General features: G+C 45.9%; 17 protein-coding genes. 6 read left to right on the forward strand and 11 right to left on the reverse strand.

What is annotated here, in order from left to right:
• Nucleotides 1–478 precede the first annotated feature (478 nt).
• The 6 genes from L865_RS0100005 to L865_RS0100040 form a co-directional block, all read right to left on the reverse strand.
• Complete coding sequence (locus tag L865_RS0100005) at nucleotides 479–1,822, reverse strand: coproporphyrinogen III oxidase family protein (protein ID WP_028771348.1); 1,344 nt, start codon at nucleotides 1,820–1,822, stop codon at nucleotides 479–481.
• 808 nt (nucleotides 1,823–2,630) lie between these two features.
• Nucleotides 2,631–3,515, reverse strand: coding sequence for a hypothetical protein (locus L865_RS0100015; RefSeq protein WP_028771350.1), 885 nt, complete (start codon nucleotides 3,513–3,515; stop codon nucleotides 2,631–2,633).
• A gap of 563 nt (nucleotides 3,516–4,078) precedes the next feature.
• A complete protein-coding gene (locus L865_RS0100020; RefSeq protein ID WP_037470241.1) occupies nucleotides 4,079–4,984 on the reverse strand; it encodes a DUF4435 domain-containing protein in 906 nt (301 codons plus the stop codon).
• A gap of 1 nt (nucleotide 4,985) precedes the next feature.
• Nucleotides 4,986–6,284, reverse strand: a complete 1,299-nt coding sequence (locus tag L865_RS0100025) for an AAA family ATPase (protein ID WP_028771352.1) — start codon at nucleotides 6,282–6,284, stop codon at nucleotides 4,986–4,988.
• 821 nt (nucleotides 6,285–7,105) lie between these two features.
• On the reverse strand, nucleotides 7,106–7,606 hold the full coding sequence (locus tag L865_RS0100035; RefSeq protein ID WP_028771353.1) for a hypothetical protein: 501 nt from the start codon (nucleotides 7,604–7,606) through the stop codon (nucleotides 7,106–7,108).
• A gap of 278 nt (nucleotides 7,607–7,884) precedes the next feature.
• Nucleotides 7,885–10,065: an extracellular catalytic domain type 1 short-chain-length polyhydroxyalkanoate depolymerase gene (locus tag L865_RS0100040; RefSeq protein ID WP_037470243.1), complete on the reverse strand. Its 2,181-nt coding sequence runs from the start codon at nucleotides 10,063–10,065 to the stop codon at nucleotides 7,885–7,887.
• A 303-nt stretch (nucleotides 10,066–10,368) separates the two neighbouring features.
• Between L865_RS0100040 and L865_RS0100045 the strand changes: the two genes are divergently transcribed.
• On the forward strand, nucleotides 10,369–11,913 hold the full coding sequence (locus tag L865_RS0100045) for a leucyl aminopeptidase (protein WP_028771355.1): 1,545 nt from the start codon (nucleotides 10,369–10,371) through the stop codon (nucleotides 11,911–11,913).
• A 50-nt stretch (nucleotides 11,914–11,963) separates the two neighbouring features.
• Here the strand turns inward: L865_RS0100045 and L865_RS22715 are convergent, their stop codons facing one another.
• The 4 genes from L865_RS22715 to L865_RS0100065 all read right to left on the reverse strand — a co-directional run bounded on the left by L865_RS22715 (nucleotide 11,964) and on the right by L865_RS0100065 (nucleotide 14,636).
• A complete protein-coding gene (locus tag L865_RS22715) occupies nucleotides 11,964–12,248 on the reverse strand; it encodes a carboxymuconolactone decarboxylase family protein (RefSeq protein ID WP_211237681.1) in 285 nt (94 codons plus the stop codon).
• A gap of 234 nt (nucleotides 12,249–12,482) precedes the next feature.
• On the reverse strand, nucleotides 12,483–12,611 hold the full coding sequence (locus L865_RS25965; RefSeq protein ID WP_281171091.1) for a hypothetical protein: 129 nt from the start codon (nucleotides 12,609–12,611) through the stop codon (nucleotides 12,483–12,485).
• Between the two features lie 28 nt (nucleotides 12,612–12,639).
• Nucleotides 12,640–13,815: a thiolase family protein gene (locus tag L865_RS0100060; RefSeq protein ID WP_028771356.1), complete on the reverse strand. Its 1,176-nt coding sequence runs from the start codon at nucleotides 13,813–13,815 to the stop codon at nucleotides 12,640–12,642.
• 38 nt (nucleotides 13,816–13,853) lie between these two features.
• Nucleotides 13,854–14,636, reverse strand: a complete 783-nt coding sequence (locus L865_RS0100065; protein ID WP_028771357.1) for a 3-hydroxybutyrate dehydrogenase — start codon at nucleotides 14,634–14,636, stop codon at nucleotides 13,854–13,856.
• Between the two features lie 255 nt (nucleotides 14,637–14,891).
• Here L865_RS0100065 and L865_RS0100075 point away from each other — a divergent pair, with 255 nt between their 5' ends.
• The 3 genes from L865_RS0100075 (at nucleotide 14,892) to L865_RS0100085 (ending at nucleotide 18,483) form a co-directional block, all read left to right on the forward strand.
• The gene (locus tag L865_RS0100075; protein ID WP_028771358.1) at nucleotides 14,892–15,611 is read left to right on the forward strand and encodes a CoA transferase subunit A; all 720 of its coding nucleotides are present in this window, start codon (nucleotides 14,892–14,894) and stop codon (nucleotides 15,609–15,611) included.
• Nucleotides 15,612–15,613: 2 nt separating this feature from the next.
• Nucleotides 15,614–16,273: a 3-oxoacid CoA-transferase subunit B gene (locus L865_RS0100080; protein ID WP_028771359.1), complete on the forward strand. Its 660-nt coding sequence runs from the start codon at nucleotides 15,614–15,616 to the stop codon at nucleotides 16,271–16,273.
• A gap of 242 nt (nucleotides 16,274–16,515) precedes the next feature.
• Nucleotides 16,516–18,483 (forward strand): alkyl/aryl-sulfatase, encoded by a 1,968-nt coding sequence (locus L865_RS0100085; protein WP_037470245.1) that lies wholly within the window; start codon nucleotides 16,516–16,518, stop codon nucleotides 18,481–18,483.
• 86 nt (nucleotides 18,484–18,569) lie between these two features.
• Here the strand turns inward: L865_RS0100085 and L865_RS0100090 are convergent, their stop codons facing one another.
• On the reverse strand, nucleotides 18,570–19,097 hold the full coding sequence (locus L865_RS0100090) for a DUF4231 domain-containing protein (RefSeq protein ID WP_028771361.1): 528 nt from the start codon (nucleotides 19,095–19,097) through the stop codon (nucleotides 18,570–18,572).
• 265 nt (nucleotides 19,098–19,362) lie between these two features.
• Here L865_RS0100090 and L865_RS0100095 point away from each other — a divergent pair, with 265 nt between their 5' ends.
• Both L865_RS0100095 and L865_RS0100100 read left to right on the forward strand, forming a co-directional pair.
• On the forward strand, nucleotides 19,363–20,028 hold the full coding sequence (locus L865_RS0100095) for an ABC transporter ATP-binding protein (RefSeq protein WP_028771362.1): 666 nt from the start codon (nucleotides 19,363–19,365) through the stop codon (nucleotides 20,026–20,028).
• Nucleotides 20,029–20,039: 11 nt separating this feature from the next.
• Nucleotides 20,040–22,526, forward strand: a complete 2,487-nt coding sequence (locus L865_RS0100100; protein ID WP_028771363.1) for an ABC transporter permease — start codon at nucleotides 20,040–20,042, stop codon at nucleotides 22,524–22,526.
• The last annotated feature ends 4 nt before the right edge of the window (nucleotides 22,527–22,530 follow it).

Consider the following 22,530-nt stretch of genomic DNA (forward strand, 5'->3'; position numbering starts at 1 on the left):
GAGGTTTAATAATTTAACTAACCACCCAGTTGCTAAGACAATTGATTTGATGATGAAACAGTCAGACTGTTCTACTTAAAACCTGCTCTGCACATAGGTGCTCAAGACACCGCGGGGATGATTAAGGAAAGTAGAAGCAAATATCCATCAGGGCCAGAGGACTACCTCATAAACAGGCCGAATATATGGGTGCAATGAACTCTTTCATAATTAATAATCAAATGTCTTGCAAACCGGATGGGTCCATATATGTGCAGATGCTACTGTGACACGCAGTGAATATGTCCCTATACGCTCTGCGACCACGTCCTGTGGTCGAAGGTCACAATCGCATCTGCACCGAGTTAAGTATCTCTTCGATTTAGCCTTTTCGGTATCGAAAAGGACTGAAAACGAACAAGAAAATCTGCAGCAAGATATTTAAAGGTAACGGGATAAAAATTTACCCAGCCCCCACCTACCAGCTTTCTTATGACGGCTAGATAGGCTTTGATTGTAAATAAGCGTCTTGTGCTAAGTGTTCATTCGCCATCTGAGCATAGGGTAACTCTCTTGCTTGATCGCGTAGATAATCCATTCCCGCTAGGAACCCTGAAAACATCTTCAATGCGATAAACTGGCCTACGGTTGTGCAGGTATAGTTCGCACCTTGTTTTTCAATAGCCCCTATGGTTCGTAAGTAAGCCAACTCAATCGGGAAAGCTTGCCACAAGGACTTGCCGGTATGAGCTTTGAACTGCTGATTATCTAGCAAACCATGCCCCATCATCATCAATAAGTAATGATGTAATAATGATTGCTCACTCAATGGTTTTGTGTAACAAGTACCGGATAAGCCCTTGTTTATGCGTTCAATATAATGCGGGATATCAAAACTTGAGATCCTAAACTGTTTACCAAATCGGCCAAATGCACCTGAGCCCACACCAAAACAGTCCTCACCATCTAACACATATTTATTGTCGTTCGCTTGGCCACTGTTTCGGCTATAAGTCCATGGGAACTCCATTAAATACTTATCACCCATTGCTTGTTTAACCGCTAAAAACTGAGGCCATAAATCTTCATTCTTACCCGATAATTTGCCAGCCTTTTTACGGTTTTTACCAATTCCGGCCGTTAATGGATAGGTAGTGATTTGCTCTGGCGCCAATCTTATTGCTTGTTCAATATCCTGGGTGACCGACTCCGGTGTTTGCACATTAAAGCCATACATTAAATCCAAGTTTACGGTGGGAATCACATCTATCGCTCGGCTGACATACTCCGCTTGCTGCAAACTGCTACCAAACTTTTCAAACCGCCCACTGGCCTTCAGAATTTTGTCATCAAAACTTTGTACACCCACAGAAATACGGTCAACTAAACCTTTCAACAAATGTGGATTACCCGCCTTAAAGTATATCGGGTCGCTCTCTGTTGAGACCTCGCGGATTTGCGTTAGCGACTTAATCAGCTCAATCAAGCCGATTAATTCATCTTCTAAGATGGTAGTGGTACCACCGCCTATATAGACCCGATTAAAACGGTAGCCCTTTGCTATGACTTCACGAATTTCTTTTCTTAACGCACTAAAGTACTGCCGCGCTAATGCCTCATCAAACTTCACTTTATGAAACGAACAAAAACGGCAAAGTGTGTGACAAAAAGGAATATGAATGTATAGCGTTTCAATAGGTTTATCAGATACGCGCAGCGTGGCGACATCGGTTAACTCAACGGCATCATTTAAACTAAGCGCTTGCCTAATATTATGACCCATCACCCAATCTAGGCTTTGGCTTGCCAAATTGATCACTGTTTTAGATTGTCGTATTGCCATAAGCCCCTCACCAATGTTTGAGTTTCTAAACAAGGCCATCATTTGCCTCTCATTGAGAAGGCATAACTTGCTTGCTGAGAATTGACACCATTAAGATAGGCTAAAGTAGAAAAGTAAAACGATACCCCTCCCATAAATATACAAATTACTACATGCTCAGTATGTAATTACAGTATAAAGCAGATATAAATCACATAGTTATTTTACTCATAACCAATATATTTCATAAAAATAGCTTGTCATTTTTTAGAGGTAAGCTTCAGCATTGAGTTTACTGTGAGCTAATACAAATTCATGGTTCGAGCCGTCACTTCCTATGTGAAAAATTCAATACATTTAAGCTCAAAAAAACCATAGCCAGCCATTGGTTATCCAGCGGCGGTTACCGCCAAGGAACGGGGGAGTTTGCAATCATATTCCCATGATTGATGGGGAGTTATCGCTTCCAACGAGATTTTACAATCATCATGCTGATGATAAGCCGAAAACTACGCTTCCAGCGGGGAGTTCGCAATCATATTCCCATGATTGATGGGGAGTTATCGCTTCCAACGGGGAGCTTGCAATCATATTCCCATGATTGGTGGGGAGTTATCGCCTCCAACGGGGCGGGGGTCATCATTCTGCTGATGCTGAGCCAAACAGCTTCGCCTCCAGCGGGGTATGTGCAGTTACTTTTTCGGGACGCTTTGCGTCATCCATGACCGCTTAGCGAAAACATCCATGTTTTCGATACCCTCAGCCGTATCTGCACTAGATTAAGTATCTCTTCGATTTAGTCTTTCTGGATGAAACTCAAAACCTGTGTTTATGGTTTAAGCTTTTCAATCACTTGTGCGTCGACCCAGTATCGTTTACCGACATAGTTTTGGCTGCCGTCTTGGTTTGTCAGCCACTCGCCTCTGGTGAAAAATAAGTATTTACCATCATGGGTTACCTGCGGCGCGCTTTCTTGCATGGCAGTATTGATAGATGGACCCATATTGATGGCGGGTGACCATTGCCCCTGCTGGTTTCTAAAACTGATATACAGATCTGCTTGTCCATAGCCCCCCTCGCGTCTTACATCCCAAATCAAATAAGATTCATCGGGCGCTATGTAGGGGTGGGCAATAAACTCTCCGGTATTAATGTCATGGCTCATTTTCACCGCAGACGCATATTCTCCGCCCTTTAGACGCGCAAAATACATCTCGCCTATATCTGCATTTTCATACACAGTGTAATAGTAAGTCCCGTTAGCAGAAACTGACCTTCCATGCGCCATTTTATTGATAAAATCGCCGGGGCTTTTAAGCGCCGACCAGCCAGTTTTAGTCCGCTCGCGATAACCTTTGCCAATGTACATCACTTTGCCATCAGCCGAGAACTGTGGCCATTTTATATCGGTCTCTGTTTCTTGCCCCCAACGCCCATTCTGCTGTTGAATAACAAAGAACGTGCGCTGTTTATATTTGCCATTCTTCCTTGTGAAGTAAAAATGCTGCATATCTGGTGTGAAGCTTCCGCCCTCAAACAATCCGTCAGGAGAAAGCATTGCCGGTTCAAAAATCTTCGGTGTTAACCCTGGCGGCTGCTCACCAAAATAAGAAGTAAGCTCGACATCTTCCTTGCCCTTTTTATCACTATCACTACCAGCACAAGCTGTACTAGTGATAAGCAAAAATGCAATAAATATAACCGTCCGTTTCATAATTTATCCTTGTTAAACAACTAATACTTTAAACCTGTGACTCTTGAGACTGTGATTCTTGAGACTGCGACGCTAAATACAGCAATTAGACGTTGCTAATCCGCACCTTTGATGACAAAACATTGCTCACTGAAGATCAGCCTTCAATGAGACACAAGGCCAAAGTATTTGAGTAGAACTCAAAATACCTGACGTCTTGCTGATTTTTGCTTGATTTCGTTGTGGGAGTGGAGGGTCGCAATCATATTCCCCATGATTGCAGGGGGAGTTATCGCTCAGGCGGTGGTGGTGGGTCATCATTCCGCTAATGCTGAGCCAAACAGCTTCGCCTCCAGCGGGGTATGTGCGAACACGCTTATGACTCGCCGTAAATACATCCATGTAGGCTTCACGGTGACGTCCTGTCACCGAGAGTCAACGCATGTTCACACCGGGATATGTATTTCTTCGATTTGACCTTTTGGATATCGAAAATGATTGGTAAGGAACAAGGTAAAGTGTGATATAAGCTTGTAAATGAATGGGACCAAAAAGTTTGCCCTGACCCCAGTTTTCCATTTTGACTAAACCATTTCCACTAATCTAGTCTTTATATAATCAAAATCTCCAGTTGATATATTACCGATGATAAGGTCTTGCAATTGGTTCTCATTATAAGTATTTTTTATTTTATACAAGCATTTATCAAAAGCTTCAGACAAACAAAACTGGCACTGTTCAATTTCTGAACTCTCGCATTTATCTTTAAGTAAACTAACCTGCAGTTTCAATTGATAGCAATATTCAGTAAATATCCACTTTCCTTTACAAACTTTGAGTAAGTCATCCCATGATTGAGAAATATTAAAATCTTCAGCGAAACAATTTAGCTCATCTTTCTTCTCTATTAATTTACCGGCTAAATCTCTTCCCTTTATCTGACCAATTGACATCGAATATCCAACAGTAGATTCATAGTCAGTTTTACAAGCACCTTTGAGCGACTCGAGAGAAATATAGAATAAACCAAAAAGTTGCTCACAAATAGTTTCATGAACTTTAGATATAAGGCTATCTGTTAATAGTCTACCTGAAGTTCTAGTTAAAGTCCTTATTACAAACTCCGTTGCTTTACTCGTAATAAAATGACTCTCCATCGAGTACCAATTTAAGAGTAAAATAGCGCTATCTGTCGGAGCTTCTCCTCGATAAGGCCTTGAATCTCGATCAACTATTCCCAGTACATAAGGCTCAATGTTAAAATCGTTTGATACCTCTCTAATATTTTCGATGCAATTTATAACTCCTCTACAGCCTTCACTAACATCAGAAATATTTTCAACTGCATATACTTCAGTATTTTTATCAATACTCTTTGCTACATCTTCATAGACTCTAATATCATCAATACCCTCAACTATTAAAACTGGGGTTTCAGACATAATAGCTTCATTTAATAACTCATCAGCTTCAAGTAGTAACCCAGGCACTTTACATACTCTCCGGATTCAATTTAACTAGAGATTCTGGCATTTTCTTCGCAATTAACGAGCTGTGAGATGCGACTATTATTTGAGTAAATGGTACTAATTCCTGCATTAAAGACATCAATGTTCGCTGCCATTTTATATTCAATGATATTTCAGGCTCGTCAATTATGAGGATATCTCTTTCTCTCCCAGCAATAACAGCTAAGGATAGAAAAGTTAATATGTGCCTTTCGCCACTAGAAAGAACATTAACAGAGTGATGATCACCATTAATGTCAACATAGATTTCTCTGGTGTTTATAACTAGCTTTTTACTTCCAACTAGATATTCATTAAATGTATCTACAAGTGTATTTATTGAACTTAGAAGTTGTTTTTCAAACTCTAACTCTGAGATCATATTAATAATCAACTGAGACAACAAATTATTTTCTTTAATTACTTCAATTTCACCTAAGTCATCTGCGCCCATTAAAATCTGGGTTATATGATTTTTAAAGTTATTTTCAAAGCCATCGTCTAGAGCTTCTATTAGCCTTTCTCTATTATTTGTCACCAATTCGGAAAAATTTTCAGGAATTTTTGATTTTTCAACATTACTAGCTCCACCACTCGGATCAACAACTACTGATAGCGTGTCAAAAAGGGCATTTTGTATTCTTTCTGTTGCAACAGCTCGTGCTTGACGATAGCGCTCGACCAGCAAAGACTCAATATTAGACATTTTGATACTTTGCAAATATGTATGCTGCTTATCAAGGGACAATTCATCACGGCGGCTTCTAGCACGTCTTACTTGGTTATGGCGTATAAAATCTGATAGCCTTTCAGAAAAAGTGTGTATATCAATTCGACCAAAAAGAGACCTATAGTCTGGGTGACTTGTGAACCTATAAATATCGTGAGGCTCGATCTTTAGCGACTGAGTAGTCACACCACGCTCAACACCGAGCGAAAGGGACTTACTTTCCGATAAAGGAGAACTTATTAACTGTTCCCAATTATATTCGATACCGATTAAATTTCCTTCATCATCAAAATTTGGTTCCTGCTCAATTATCACTTTTTTCAAAGCCCACTCACTATCATAAAAGTCCACCTCTACTTTTATGACGTTTTCACTAGCTAATATTGTTGTATCCCTGTTTAATATTCCATGAATCAACTTTAAAAATGTTGTTTTTCCGCAACCATTATCACCATAAATAACAGATACTGATGAGTCATGTGAAAACTCAAGCCTAGCCTTTCGGTTTTTAGCTTGAAAGCCTTCAATTTCTATTGAATGTAATCTAACCATTGTCCCTAATTCCCTAATTCCCTAAAGCAAATAATTAAAAATAAAAATTAACAACTTCCTCAATAGAAATACGAAAACGTTCTTAGCCTATTGAAAACTTGCGTAAAACTATAACCCATAATTTATTACGATAAAACCATCATACTCATTAAGTAAAATACTAAAAAAGCAATACCTAACCATGATTAACTAATCGCAATATGGATATATGAAATACGAGCCCCCGAACAATAAGTAAACTCAATACTTGAGAGTTCAAACTGGCAAGTAACACCTAAACCCATTAGCGATAAAACAACTTCTTCATCAGTGACTCGAATAACAGCTGCTCTTTTTACCTGCGCTAACTATGCCATGCTAACATATTGAAATAAAGTGCTAAAAATACTCCTTACTAAAGAAAAACTCACACTAAAAGCTTTAACACTTGGATGAATAGTTTTTTGGACAGCTTTTTTAACCAAACAAATTTAAAGCTTACTGAAAACTTCCCGTCAGCCATCAGGAAAATGACAACCACATTCCCCGCTGGAGGCGAAACCTTTCCAACTCCCATCAGCAAGATGACAACCATATCCCCCCGCTGGAAGCGAAACCTTTCCAGCACTCATCAGCAAGATGACAACCACTTCCCCCGCTGGAGGCGAAACCCTTTCCAGCACTCATCAGCAAGATGACAACCACTTCCCCCGCTGGAGGCGAAATCCTTTCCAGCACCCATCAGCATGATGACAACCACATCCCCCGCTGGAGGCGAAACCTATTCCCTGTCATCAGGAAGATGATGACCAACTCCCCCCAGCGAAGGTAAAACTAACAATCTAAGCTGCTAACAGCTTGGCCATTCTCTCTTTGGCTTCACACTCTTCATCATGCTCGGCAATGGATACGAAGAAATGCTCTGTTGTGGTGAAATGCTGCTTAATAAGCGGGATACAACTGACTAAAATCTCCGCGCAACGTGATCTTACATGCTCATAGAACGCTTCTTCGTCATCTAAGTCTTCGCACGCTGCCCACATTTGTTCATAGATGCTATTGGTTATCTCGGCGGCGTCAGTATCGCCACCTTGATCGAAACCATCCCAAGAGCCGGTGGCGTATAGCTCGTCTGAGTCTAACTCCTCTACACCCTCTTCGGTTAACACTGCTGTGTTCCAAAATTCAGACGGGCTGCAGTCTATGGTCCAGTTAGTACACAGACCAAAACCACTAATTGCGGTATCGGTATTATTACCGATATGAATGATATCCTTTTCTAACGCTTGCTTGATCAGTACATCAAAATTGCTACTGCTAAAAAACTGCTCAATTGAGTCCATCATCATCTCCATTTAATCAATTCGGTTCTGCTTAGCCATTAACATTGTTCAAGTAATAAACAGCATCAAGAAACTAAGCTAACGCATTGTGCCGTAAAGACTAAATGAGATTCAAATCAAAAATGCTAGCCGTTTTAAATTCAAAAAAAAGCCCTGTACACGTTAACTGCACAAGGCTTTTTATCTGCTGTGGATGAAATACTGGTTAATATCACTATTGGCGCACATGATATCTGTGCAAATTAACAACAGATCAAAATAGCGGGGTAGCAATGTCCCTATGGGCAAGTGCCTATTTGATAATAACCATCGGCGGTTTGCGCCAGTGTGGTGCTATAAAAGATGTTGTACAGCCCCATATTAGCGTTCGAACCTAGTGCAAAAGCATAAATGCCATTGGTGGTCGCGCGGCCAGCAAGCACGTGGGCGTAATTTGAAGCGGTGGTGTCAGTACAACTGAAACTGTCGCCGTCTGGGGTACTGTCACACACATTGCCAATCCCATCGGCATCGTTGTCGGCTTGGTCGCTATTAGCAATGGCTGGGCAGTTGTCGTTAACATCGGCAATGCCGTCATTATCGCTATCAACCAGACCGCCGTCCGGCGTGCTGTCACACAGGTTGCCGATACCATCTGCATCATTGTCTGCCTGATCGCTATTAGCAATGTCGACACAGTTATCAATGTCATCATTAATACCGTCACCATCGCTATCAGTCACGGGTTGGCCCGCAGAGCAAGCTTGTAGTGGGCCAGCACAACTACTGTCGCCATCAGCCACCCACTGGCATTGATCGTTACCACTTGGATATTCACGCATGGTGAAACTATTACTACCAAAAGCTAAGTAACACCCAGAATAACCTACGCCCCAGGTGATATGGCCCTCACTAATGTGCAAGTTATAGTCACCACTTACCCCAGCGTCGATGTTAAAACCGATAGTTTCACTGGTGCTCAAGCCGCTATCATCTAAGGCTTGGACCTCAGCATTATGGGCGCCACCAGACAATTGACACACTTCACGGCTAAATGTCTGCGTCGCCCCCGTACCACTGATATTGGCAACCAGTGCACTGCCACTATCTATGCTCACTGTGACGTTGCTGACATTAAGGTTAATATCACTGACCACCCCACTTAGCGTAACGCACTGCCCAGCCACAGTAGCCTCTAGCTGGCTTAATAGCGGCGCACTTGGCGCAGGCTCTGGGCCAATACGAACGCTGACTTTAACGCTATCTCCCAACTGACCTTCGTTGTCTGTGGCAACCAGCTCCACCTCATATAACCCATCGGTCAGTGCTGATGATAATGCGCTAAATTGATTACTACTATCAACACTAACACTGAGTGTTTCAACGGGTTGCTGCGCCCCCGAACCTATAGCGTAAATGGATATACTCACATGACTGACACTGCCTTCGGCATCGAGTGCAATGCCACTCACACTTATCTGCTGATTTTGCGCTGTAGCGCTCAGTTGCGATAACTCAGGACCGGCATTGCGATTGACACGTTGATTATTGGCTGCAAAAAATTGGCCTAAATAGTCTGCAAAATTGATGCTGTCATCGGCCACATAATCCCCGCTAGCACCGGCGCCGCCCGACCAAGAATGATCCAGGTCTTGCAGCCAAAGCATTGCTACTCTGCCATCAGACCACAATGACTCTGTGGCCGTATGACCCACACCATCACTGATCGTCGTGGTGCCACTTAACGCGGCGACACCATACACCGCCGCATAGCCATTGGCATTTTGCTGGTTGTAACAGGTATTCACTGTGGTATCTGCATCGCCGTGGCCCACAACCGCAACTTGAGTCGCTAAATGCGCTTGAAAACTGCCGGCATAACTCTCACAGCGCGACTTAAAGGTGCTAGGCGCTACAGACTCACACACGCTGATTGCACCATTGGAGCTGGTACCAATGGTTGGCCCTGCACTGGGGGCTACACCAGCAAAAACATCTGGGGCGACACAGGCAGTTTGGGCGGCCATTGCCGCACCGGATGACAGACCCGCAATATAAACTTGGTCAGCATCAATATTGCGACTACTGTCTGCCACCAAGGTATTGGCTAAGTTTATCAAGTTTTTATAATCGCCCGCTGTACGACTAATACTGCCTTGCCAGTATGACCAACAGCTGTAGCCTGCTTTATTCATGGCATCAGGTACCGCAATCACCATACCGTGCGCTTCTGCAGCCTGCTCTAAATTAGCCGTCAGGTAGTTGTTAATCGGCTGCACACAACCATGCAGCACCAACATCAAGGCTTTACCTTGGCCAATGCTAGAGTGTGAGTCTGGGGTATAGATATGTACTTGGTTAAAACCGCCAATCGACACATTTTGCTGCCAACTACCGGCATAGCTAAATGGCGCAATAAAACTGATTAATAGCAGAAGATCTCGCCACTGAATACGGCGACTCAGGGTGAACAATGTCATAATTTATTCCCTTTTCCGTTTAGTATAAAAAACCAACAGTTCGACCAACCTAGGGAAATAAAAGCAAATTTAATATGGTTCTTTAGCAGTAGTTCAGTTTCAACTAATGCCGGCTTTATAAACTCGTTAATGGCGTGACAAGCCGCGAGCAAACATTAAGTAATTGTTAGTGACTTGCATCAGCTTTGCATACTTTAGTATGATGTCGCGCTTTTGACATAAAATGTCACCTTACGTCTTATGCTATCACTCGCCTACCGGCTTGGTACCGCGCGGTGATAGGCACGTTTTCTTGGGGAAATTATGCTAACTAAAAACAACCTGCTTAAAACGGCTATTGGCCTGAGCCTACTATGTAGTGGCGCCAGCCTCGGCGAAACTTTTTCATTTGTCAGCCAACATAAACAAGCTACCGATACCTTAGTGATCTATCAAGCTGGAGAAACGCTCTCTAGCGCCTTACAACAGTTAGACAAACAAACGGATCAGCAGTTAAGCCGCGCACTACAACTTAAACAATTTACCGGTGAGCGCGACCAAGTGGTGGATATCTTGCTACCCAACGGCCTAGATGCCAGCCGCTTATTGGTGATTGGCGTTGGTGATACTGACAGCTTAAATGCAGGCAGCATCAATAAACTGGGGGCTGAGCTCACAGCCACCCTACGCCAAGATAAAACCGCTGAGGCAAGCCAAGTTGATATCATCACTGCCGGTATCGATGCCGCAGGCAGCAATGCCGATTTTGCGGCTCAGTTAGCCCACGGTATTAACTTGCGTGCTTATCAATTTGATAAATACCTCAGCGAGAAAAAGCCCGCCGAAAAACACTTTAATATTCAAGCAAACGGCGCTAAGCAAGCCGAGCAGTACTATCAGCAGCTAGCAGCGGTTGAATCTGGGGTATTCTTGGCCCGTGATTTAACCTCAGAAGTGCCCACTGAGATGACGCCAGTTGACTTTGCCGCTGCGGCGCAGGAGTTAAAACAGCTTGGCGTTAAAGTCTCGGTGTTAAATCCAAAGAAGATTAATCAGCTAGGCATGGGCGCCCTGCATGCAGTGGGTCGCGGCTCAGAAGAAGGCGCACGCTTAGTCGTCGCCCATTGGCAGGGCAGTAAAGATGCCCCTATCGCATTGGTTGGCAAAGGCATCACCTTTGACTCGGGTGGCTACAATATCAAGGCCACGGGCGATTCAATTTCGCGGATGAAATCAGATATGGCCGGCGCAGCAGTGCTGGGCACCATTAAAGCTATGGCGATGCAAAAAGCCGAGGTCAACGTTGTGGCGATTATGCCTATGGCGGCCAACATGGTTTCTCATACTGCTTTTGCACCTGGTGATGTAGTGATGACCGCCGAAGGGCTCAGCGTTGAAGTGCTTAATACCGATGCTGAAGGTCGGTTAATTTTAGCCGACGGCCTATGGTATGCGCGGGAATTTTATCAGCCGCAAGTCATGGTCGACGTTGCCACGTTAACTGGCTCTAAGGTTCGCGCCTTGGGTCGTCGTTATACCGCAATATTTAGTGACCATGAAGATTTGGTTAGTCAGTTAAGCGCGTCAGGTGAACAAGTTGATGAGAAGCTTTGGCAACTGCCTTTAGCTTATGAAGACTTGCTAAAAAGCCCAATTGCCGACTTAAAAAATGCTGGCTATGGCGGCCCTGGTGCCACCACTGCAGCAACCTTTTTACAGCAATTTACCGGTGAGACTAAATGGGCCCATTTAGATATTGCAGGTAGTGCTTTAGCCGCTAAAGATAAAGGCGTTACCCCCGCCGGTGGTACCGGACACGGTGTGCGCTTACTCAGCCATTGGTTGATGACCCACCACATCGATAAGTAGCCCACAAATCAGGCCTTGCTGCGCATGCATCAAGGCCTTTTATCTGACGTTTAATCTAACTTTCCCATCTCAGTTAACACCTCTACAGCTGCAGCAAAAGCTTGTCGACTGGCGGGTGCGCCACAATACAGTGCGCTGTGCAGCAACACTTCTTGAATCTCAACCACAGCCGCACCGTTTCTAATCGCCCCGCGCACATGGCCTTTTAGTTCTTGCGGGGCTTTCAACGCCGCCAACATGGCTAATGTCACTAAGCTGCGGGTTTTTAAATCTAATTCTGGACGCTGCCAGGTTGCGCCCCAACAATGCTGATTAATACCAATCAGTATAAGAATTTGATCTACTCAGCGCGCTTTTGGCAAACTAATTCAAGGCCGGCTAATTCAAAGTGAGTACTGAAACAATGGTTGCTCCCTTGTGAGGTTATTCAACGCAGAAGTAGGTAGCCAAAACGCGCCAGAATGGCGAGTTTTAGCGATTCTGATGCTGTGTTAACGAGCTTAACCGTAGAATAACTACGCTCTTCACTCGTTGCCTTGCCTCAGAACCGCTAAACTCTCGCTGAGTGACTAAATGTTTATACTGATTGGTATAATATAGCTTTGCAGTGGCATGGCAAAGTCTGACTCAGCATCTAAGGCGCGGTCGACAAATTCATTCCCCATCACCTGACGGCGAATTCGCTCCCCTTTATGCATATGCTCTCCTTATCGCAGCAACGATTCATCACACCATTTCAATCGCAATGGCCACCGCTTCGCCACCACCAATACACAAGCTGGCCACCCCTTTTTTAAGGCCACGTTGGCGCAAAGCGTGGATTAAACTCACCACAATCCGCGTGCCACTGGCAGCCAGCGGATGGCCGAGCACGCAAGCGCCGCCATTGACATTGACCTTACTGCTATCAAGTCCCAGTTGGTTAATCGCCAACATAGGCACCATGGCAAAGGCTTCATTTATCTCCCAAAGATCGACGTCCTGGGTTTGCCACTGGCATCGATGCAGCAAGGCCTCCATGGCCCCCACTGGCGCTAAGGTAAAATCTGCAGGATCCTGTGCATGGGTGGCTTGCGCAACGATGCGGCACAGGGGGTCGGCATCAAGTTGCCTGGCCACAGATGCCCGAGTCAGCAACACCGCGGCGGCGCCATCGGCAATGGATGAGGCATTAGCGGCGGTAATAGTGCCTTGCTGACTAAATACTGGCCGCAGCTTCGCTAAGCTGTCAGCACTGCATTGTGACGGTCCTTCATCGCTGTTAATTGTGAGCGATTGCCGCCGCTGCTTAATATTGACCGCAGCAATTTCGTCGACAAAATGCCCTTGAGCCTGTCCTTGTTGTGCTCGCACAATAGACTGGGCGGCAAACTCGTCCATCTGCTGACGAGTTAGCTGGTATTTATCTGCCGTGGCTTGTGCCAACGTGCCCATGGCTAACTGTTGATAAGCATCTTCTAAGCCATCGCGCATCATGTGATCCACTAAGGTCTGGTGGCCCATTTTGCAGCCACCGCGCGCATTGTCTAACATGTAGGGCGCATTAGACATGCTCTCCATGCCGCCTGCTACTGCGGTATCGATGCTGCCAGCCATAATACTGTCATGGGCCATCATCATGGCTTTAATGCCTGAGCCGCACACTTTGTTGACTGTGGTTGCCGCCACGCGACTGTTTAAGCCAGCAGCCAAAGCAACTTGGCGAGCTGGCGCTTGGCCTAAACCGGCACTGAGCACACAGCCCATAATAATTTCATCAGGCTGCAGTGGCTGAGATTGCATCAGCGCTTGAACGGCGCACGCTCCCAAATCAACGGCGCTGGCCGCTTTCAGTGTGCCTAAAAAGCTCCCCAATGGTGTGCGTTTGGCGGCAACAATCACCACCTCATCTTGTTGGTTCATCTAAAGCTCCAATGCGTCGCTATTTTGTCCATTTGTGATTATTGCGCGGTCCAGCCGCCATCCATAGGCAAGGATGCCCCCGTGATCCCGCTGGCCGCGGCGCTGCATAGAAACAACACAAACTCGCCTATTTGCCGCGGCACTAACATCTCTGGCGAGGGCTGTTTAGCGGTGACTAGCTGATATTTGGCTTGCTCAAACGACAGCGTTTGCTGCTCAGCAATGTCGGTGATTTGTTGATTAATCAATGGGGTATCAACCCAGCCAGGACAGATGGTATTGGCGGTAATGTCTAGCTCGGCGTTCTCTAAGGCAATCACCTTGGTTAAGCCGACAATGCCATGCTTTGCCGCCACATAAGCGGATTTATTCAACGACGCCACGAGTCCATGCACTGAGGCAATGTTAATAATCCGCCCCCATTGTTTGTCTTGCATATGCGGCAGCGCCTGCTGGCAGGTATGGAATGCCGCAGAGAGGTTGATAGCAATAATGTCATTCCATTTGTTTACCGGAAAGCTGGCCACCGAATCTGTGTATTGAATGCCGGCATTATTGACTAAGATATCGATGCCGCCTAAGCTCGCCACGGCCTGTTGCATAAAGGCACTAATCTGGTCACTATCGCGCAGATCGGCATTGCTAAATAGGGTGTTGATTTGGTAGTTATCTGCAAACTCTTTTGCCAAAGCTTCACCTTGCTCTTGGCCCAATAAGCCATGAATAACCAAATGAATGCCCTGCTCTGCGAGCACATGGGCGGTTGCTAAACCTATACCACTGGTTGACCCGGTAATTAACGCCACTTTTCCTTGCAACATGTCTGCTCCTCTCTGACCACTAAAGAAATGATCAAAGCGGCATTGCCCTCGTTATTTGATAAGCCGAGCACTCGGCAACCGCCCTTTGATCATGGTTTCAGACTACTGCAACTTGAGGCAGATTTATTTGGCACCTTAGTACCATAGGAGGCAACGCCAAATTAGGTAATAGTGAAAAAGAGCCAACAATGGCGTTGGTCAATACCATGCACTAAGTGAACGCTGTGCGCATGCGATACAACAGGAGAGCAACTGATGTCCGGATTAAACAAGGTGGTTAACAATTACCAAGATGCCATGGCAGGGCTCGAAGATGGCATGACCATCATCGCAGGCGGCTTTGGTTTGTGTGGTATCCCTGAAAACCTCATCAACGAAATTAAACACAAAGGCAGCCGTAACTTAACCGTAGTATCGAACAATTGCGGCACCACCGAGCATGGCCTTGGAGTATTACTGCCCAGTAAACAGATCAGCAAGATGATCGCATCCTATGTCGGTGAAAATGCCCATTTTGAAGCGCAAATGTTGTCTGGTGAGCTAGAAGTGGAGCTCACGCCACAAGGGACACTGGCAGAAAAAATGCGGGCTGCTGGCGCGGGAATTCCCGCGTTTTATACCGCAACTGGCGTGGGCACCGACGTGGCAAAAGGTAAGCCGGTACGCCACTTTGACGGCAGAGAATATATTCTAGAGCAAGCCATTAAAGGAGACTTTGCCATTGTTAAAGCGTGGAAAGCCGATACCTTTGGCAATCTTATCTACCGCAAGACCGCGCGTAATTTCAATCCACTGGCGGCGACTGCGGGTAAGATCACGGTCGCGGAGGTGGAGGAGATTGTCGCCGCTGGCGAGCTAGATCCAGACCATATTCATACGCCAGGTATCTATGTCGATCGCGTCATCCAAGGCACGTTTGAAAAACACATAGAGCAGCGTACGGTACGCAGCCAATCAGATAAACAAGGAGCTTAGCCATGGCATTATCACGTCAACAAATCGCACAGCGTGTCGCCCAAGAACTGCAAGATGGCTACTACGTTAATCTGGGGATAGGTATCCCAACATTGGTGGCCAACTACATTCCAGCGGGTATGCAAGTGTTGCTGCAATCTGAAAATGGCTTATTGGGTATGGGGCAGTTTCCCAGCGAAGAGCAAATTGATGCCGACTTAATTAACGCCGGTAAGCAAACCGTGACTATGGCAACGGGGGCGGCCATATTTGACTCGGCAGAATCGTTTGCGATGATCCGTGGTGGTCACGTTGATTTAACTGTACTTGGCGCGTTTGAAGTTGACTGCCAAGGCAATATCGCCTCGTATATGATCCCCGGAAAACTCATCAAAGGCATGGGCGGCGCCATGGATTTGGTCGCCGGCGCCGACAACATTATTGTCACCATGACCCATGCATCAAAATCCGGTGAGTCTAAGCTACTTAGCCAATGTCAGCTGCCGCTCACAGGCAAAGGTTGCATTAAGCGGGTATTGACCGATCTGGCTTTCATTGAAATTAAAAATGGCCAGTTTCACCTGCTTGAGCGAGCACCTGGCGTTAGCATAGAAACCATCATTAAACTTACCGCTGGTGAGCTAGTGGTGCCTGAACATGTGCCAGAAATGTGCTTTGAATAACTGGCACTAGCTTTGGCAATACAACGCTGCATCGCTTGCTCGTCCAAGCGATGCATTACTTCCCGCCCCCTTTTTCACCTGCGCTGGCAATGTAAATCCTACTAACCAACTCGGCTTTGTTGCCTCACAGCTGTTGTAAATTTAACCATATTGGCCTAAGTTCAAGGACATGCAGGCAGAATATTTAACTAGTTATTACTGCCAAGTCAGCTGGAAACGCTAATCAGTAAAGGGAATAAATCATGATAAAAATCGCACTGAGTCTTTTCGCAGTGGTCAGTTTAACTGTGCCTTTAATCGCATCAAGCGCCACACAATCAAAACCTGCAACGTCATTCACTAAGCAGCGTAATGCCGATGTATTGCAAGCGCTGCCCTTCAACAACAAACAGGATTTTGATGATGCAAAGCGTGGCTTTATCGCCAAGCCCGATACCGTGACCATAAAAGATGCTAACGGCAATGTGGTGTGGGACTTAGAGCAATATAAAACCTATATCAGCTTAGATAACCCCGCTCCGGATACCGTTAACCCCAGCTTATGGCGTAACGCGCAATTAGGTATGCAGCACGGTTTATTCAAAGTGACTGATAATATTTATCAGATCCGAGGTTTCGACTTAACCAATATCACCTTCATTGAAGGTAAAACGGGCTGGATTGTATTTGATCCACTCATTTCACCTGAAACCGCCAAGACCGCACTTGATTTCATCAACGCCCAACTCGGCGAGCGCCCAGTGGTGGCGATTGTCTATAGCCATAGCCATATCGACCATTATGGCGGCGCCACGGGGATCACCAGCGCCAAAGCAGTTGCTGAAGGAAAAGTGCAAGTTATCGCTCCAGAGCACTTTACTGAGCATGCGGTCTCAGAAAATGTTATCGCCGGTAACGCCATGGGCCGCCGCGCCGTCTATATGTATGGCGCACTGTTACCCCGTAACGCCAAAGGTGGCGTGAATGGTGGCTTAGGTATGACAGTATCCACCGGTTTAGCCGGCTTAATTGTGCCAAACCATGAAATCACTAAGACCGGTGAAACCCTGTCCATTGACGGAGTTAACATGCAGTTCCAGCTCACCCCGGGCAGTGAGGCACCAGCAGAGATGAACACTTGGTTTCCTGACTTTAACGCCCTGTGGATGGCGGAAAACAGCACCAACACCATGCACAACATCTTAACCCTGCGCGGCGCGCAAGTACGTGACGCGTTAATATGGGCCAGCTTTCTCGACGAAACCATTGATACATGGGGCGATAAAGCCGAAGTTAAATTTCAAAGCCATCATTGGCCGCTTTGGGGCAAAGAAAACATCATCCCTTACTTTAAAAAACAGCGTGACATATACAAGTTTACCCACGATCAATCGGTGCGTTTGATGAACCAAGGTTATACCGGTGAAGAGATTTCAGAGATGCTGTCTTTACCGCCGGAACTCGAACAAAACTGGGCAACCCGCGGTTACTACGGTACTTTGCGTCACAATAGCCGTGCAGTATATCAGCGCTATATGGGCTGGTATAACGGCAATCCCGCAAACCTCAATAACCTACCACCTGAACAAGTGGCTAAGAAATACATGCAGTTTATGGGCGGCGAGAAGCAGGTATTGAAAAAAGCCCAAGACTCGTTTGATAAAGGTGAGTATCGCTGGGTTGCTGAGGTGATGAAACACGCGGTGTTTGCTAACCCCAATAGCCAGGCCGCCAAAGAGCTGTTAGCCGATGCGTTTGAGCAACTGGGTTATCAAGCGGAATCGGGCCCATGGCGCTCGGTCTATTTACAGGGCGCTTATGAGCTACGTAACGGCGTGCCCAGTGCTGGCGGCACCCAAACTGCCACCCCTGATACGATTCGAGCTATGACTCCCGATATGCTGTTTGATTACTTAGCGGTGCGTTTAGATGCCACCAAAGCCGCCGGTCAGCAAATTGATATCAATATCGACTTTACTGACTTAAACAGCCAATACACCTTAACCCTTGAGAACGCCGTGTTACACCACAGCCAACATCAAGTTAAGGATGCCGATGCCAGTTTAGTGATGACCATGGAGACCATGAACAAAATCCAATTAAAGGAATTAACTTTTGATGAGGCCTTTAAATCAGGTGAAATAAAAATCAGTGGAGATAAAAGTAAATTTACTCAGTTAATGAGTATGCTCGATGAGTTTAACTTCTGGTTTAATGTGGTGACACCATAGTCATTAATGACTTTCGCTTAATGTAGGTAACACCGCCTACATTAAGCGAATTAAACGCTAGGTGATTTTTATATAATATTTAACCGCTAACCCATCTCTTTTTTATCCGACTCGACCTCAGGAAATTGCACTTCCTCAAAAAAGGTCCCGGTTTCACTTTTAATTGTTTCTCGTGAGTCGTTGACATATTTTTTAGTTGCTAAAATCACATCTTGAAGTTTCACTGCTGGGGTATGAACAGTAATTTCCCACTCCATGGTTAACCGCTCCAATCGCATATAAGCCTCTGTACGAGACTGCCAAGACCTTCCCCACTGAAAAAAGCCATTAGCACCACCAGCCAGCGCGATTAACCAAGACATTATCATTGTTGTTGTCATCGCCTGACTCGCATTGCTCGCCTCTCCCATCATTACTTCTAGTTGCGAGGAAAACGGCAGCGACACACTCAGTACCACAGTAGTAAAACCGACTATTCGAAAACAGTAGTGAGATAATTTAGCTCGGCTTCGATACCAATCAATACAATTTTTTAAACTACCATCAATTTTGGCGCAACCAAAAAAAGACTGCTGTTTAATTCGAGTGAGGTAATCCTTTACATCTGCATCCATATTTATAGCCTTATTAATATCATATTGTGATATCTATATTTAAGTACAAGTTTTAAATAATCACATACACCCTATTGATGATTTATAGCAATAGATATTAATAATGACTTGGTAAAACAGACTTAATATTATCCACGTTTGCTAATTGGCATTGCCACTTCATCCTCCCCACACAGCCACTTCATAACCCCCCACAGCCATTTCACATCCATTTCACATCGACATCGCTAATTTGAGCTATCACTTATCGACTTGAGCTTTTGCTATGTCTTGCCGTATAAACTTGGACCATGTCAGCCAAACCTTTAACGCTAAAGGGTCGTGTGTCACTTTGTTTGAACAACTCAGCCTAAGCATTAATCAGGGCGAGACTTATGCCATCACCGGGCCATCGGGGGCCGGTAAAACCAGCCTACTCATGCTTATTGCTGGGCTGGCGCAACCGACTACTGGCCAAGGGCATTACATCAAGGGGCAACACACACTGCCGCTCAGTGAACTAAAAATGGATGTAGGATTTATTTTCCAGCAATTTCATCTACTTCCTGAACTCACCGCTCTCAACAATATTGCCCTACCACTCAAGCTGCGCGGCGATAAACACGCCCAGCAAAAAGCCCGTCATTGGCTAGACAAAGTCGGCCTCGGTCACCGCGCAGACCATAAACCCAGCGCACTCAGTGGCGGCGAGCAACAGCGGGTCGCCATCGCTCGGGCTTTGGTATTTGAGCCCAAGTTTATTTTTGCTGATGAACCCACTGGCAACCTAGATAACGACAATGCTCAACGGATAAGCGACCTGCTATTTCATTGTTGCCAAGCCCATAATGCCGCACTGGTCATCGTCACCCACAGTGAGGCATTAGCTGCGCAAACTCAGCATTGTTACTCCCTTTGCCACGGTCAATTGCAACTTAGCCCAACGCTTTAGTGAGGTCAGCCATGTTCGGACAATATATTCAGCTGGCGGCACAATTTTACTGGCAACAGCGCCAACAACCTGCGCAGCGGCTTTACCGTTACACCCAAGTGGTACTGATGGTTTTCATTATCACCTTAAGTCTTACCGCCAATAACATTCAAAGCTACTTGAGCAACAACCTGCAAAGCTTGCTCGGTGCCGATGTGGTGATCAGCCAATCACAGCCACTCTCAGCTGCTCAGCTCGCCAAAGTCACTGCAATGAGCGACGAGATACTGCTAACCCAACAGCTCAATTCCACACTGACCCACCAGCAACATTGGCAACGTGTCAGACTCAAAGCCGTTAACGCAAACTACCCATTACAAGGGCAATTGCTCACAAGCCATAGCGTTGGCGGCCCGGCAAAGCCAACAGCTAGCGGCCCTAGCTCAGGAGAGATTTGGCTTGAGCCACGACTTATAGCAAGCCTTGGCGTTAGCCTTGGGCAAACGATTGATATGGGTGATGCCAAACTGCTACTCAGTCGTATTGTTACCCATGAGCCTGATCGCTTGATGGAAGGCCATAATGTGGATATGCGCGCGTTAATCAATTCTGCGGACTTACCTTTACTAAGCCAAACTGACGATCTGATCCACTACCGCTACCTCATTAAAGCCAATTCACAACAAACACAGCAATTAATCCAGTGGCAACGCCAACACCTGCCTGCAGCGCAATTGCATCACAAGCGGGGTAACCACCCACTGGCCTTGTTCTGGAAACGCACCGAAAACGTGCTGGGTCTCGCCTCGATCATTTTGTTTTTTATGGCCGCTATTGCAATAGACTTACTTAGCCAAGTACATGTTAAACAAGAGCAATACTTCTCGGCGGTCTGCATGAGTTTAGGGGCCTCTAGGCAAATGGGAATCGCGGTGTCATGTTGTAAATGGCTACTGGGCCTACTTAGCATACTGCCCTTGGTGCTCATTCTTAGCGCGCTACTGCATTACTGGATAATGGGGCAACTCAGCCACACATTTGTTGGCCTAAACTGGAAAATACACTGGCAACCACTACTGCAATCGGTGCTGGCCGTTTGGGCGATTTTTGCCATTTTCCAGATACCGGTTTGGCTGATGCTCTATCGCAATTCGGTAGCCCTGCTGTTTAATCGCCAAGAGGGTGGTGCCAATCACTGGCTAAGTAAGTTAAGCGCCGTAGCCGTGCTTAGCTTGATTGCCTTAATCTATTCTGACAACGCCTTATTAACCACCATGATGGTCACGGCGATACTGAGCGCCATTGTGTTGATGATTGCCATGAGTTGGAGCCTACTTAGCATAGGAGAACGGTTAACTGCGCGTTTGTCTGGCCTGCTTCCTTTTGCTTTGTTCATGATGAAACAGCGGATTGTCAGCAAAAGCACGCAGATTATTGGCGTTGGCCTATGCGCGTTTTTACTGCTGTTTACCTTAATGTTGCTGCGTGATATTGGCGCGACAATGCAGGTATATCAAAGGCAGCATGACGGCAACTTAATGGTGTCACAGGCCACCCAAGTACAGATGCAAGCCCTGCAGCAATGGGCCGATGAGCAGCAAATCACGGTGCGCCAACATAAGCCTTATCTTTATGCCAATGTGGTTGCGGTCAATCAAACCGCTTTGGCCAATCTCGATATTCAACCTAGCGACAGCCTAGCCACTTTATCTCGGCCGATCCGTTTACATTGGCAGCAGAAAGTGCCAAGCAATAACCGAATTGTCGCCGGCCAATGGTGGCAAGCCGATACTAAGCAATGGCAGCAGCTATCGGTGGAACAAGAGGTGATGACAGACTTAGGATTGGCCATAGGCGATAGCCTGAGCTTAATCATCAATAACCGATCCATTGATTTTACTATTACTGCCAGCCATGTGTTTCGTCCAGGCCATGGCTCTATCACTTTTTGGCTGCAAGCGCCGTCTGAACTGATAGACCAAGTGCAAGCTCGCCGCTACGCCATGGCGAGCTTGGAGCTACAGCCTCAACACTGGTCACAACTGCCGCAACTGTGGCAACAACACCCAAGTTTAAGAATGGTATCCCTGCAGGAGATGACCCGGCGTTTTGACACCACACTGGCGATGATAACCAAAGTCATTAGCGGTTTTACTGCGATGATTATCCTATTAGCAATCATCGTCATTCTGGCCTCAATCAGTGCTTTGCAGGGCAAAGAAGGGGTTAAAAACAGTCTAATCATCAGTTTCGGCTTCAGTCGCGCCACCTGCCAGCAACTTAACGTGATTGAGTGGTTGGTCACCGCATCCATTGCCGCCTTTGGGGCGATTGCGGGCACTAGCATCGCTGGGCAGCTCATCTACCAGTCGCAGTTTTCTCTTAGCTATCAACCCGATTGGGTTTGGCTGTTATCCACGGTAACTGTGATTGCCGTTAGCGTCACAGCCTTAGGATTGATCGCCAGTCGCCATAGTTTGCGCCGTGATGTCCGCAGCTTGTATCAACAAGCTCATTAAGACA

It is taken from the genome of Shewanella waksmanii ATCC BAA-643, assembly GCF_000518805.1.
GTDB lineage: Bacteria > Pseudomonadota > Gammaproteobacteria > Enterobacterales > Shewanellaceae > Shewanella > Shewanella waksmanii.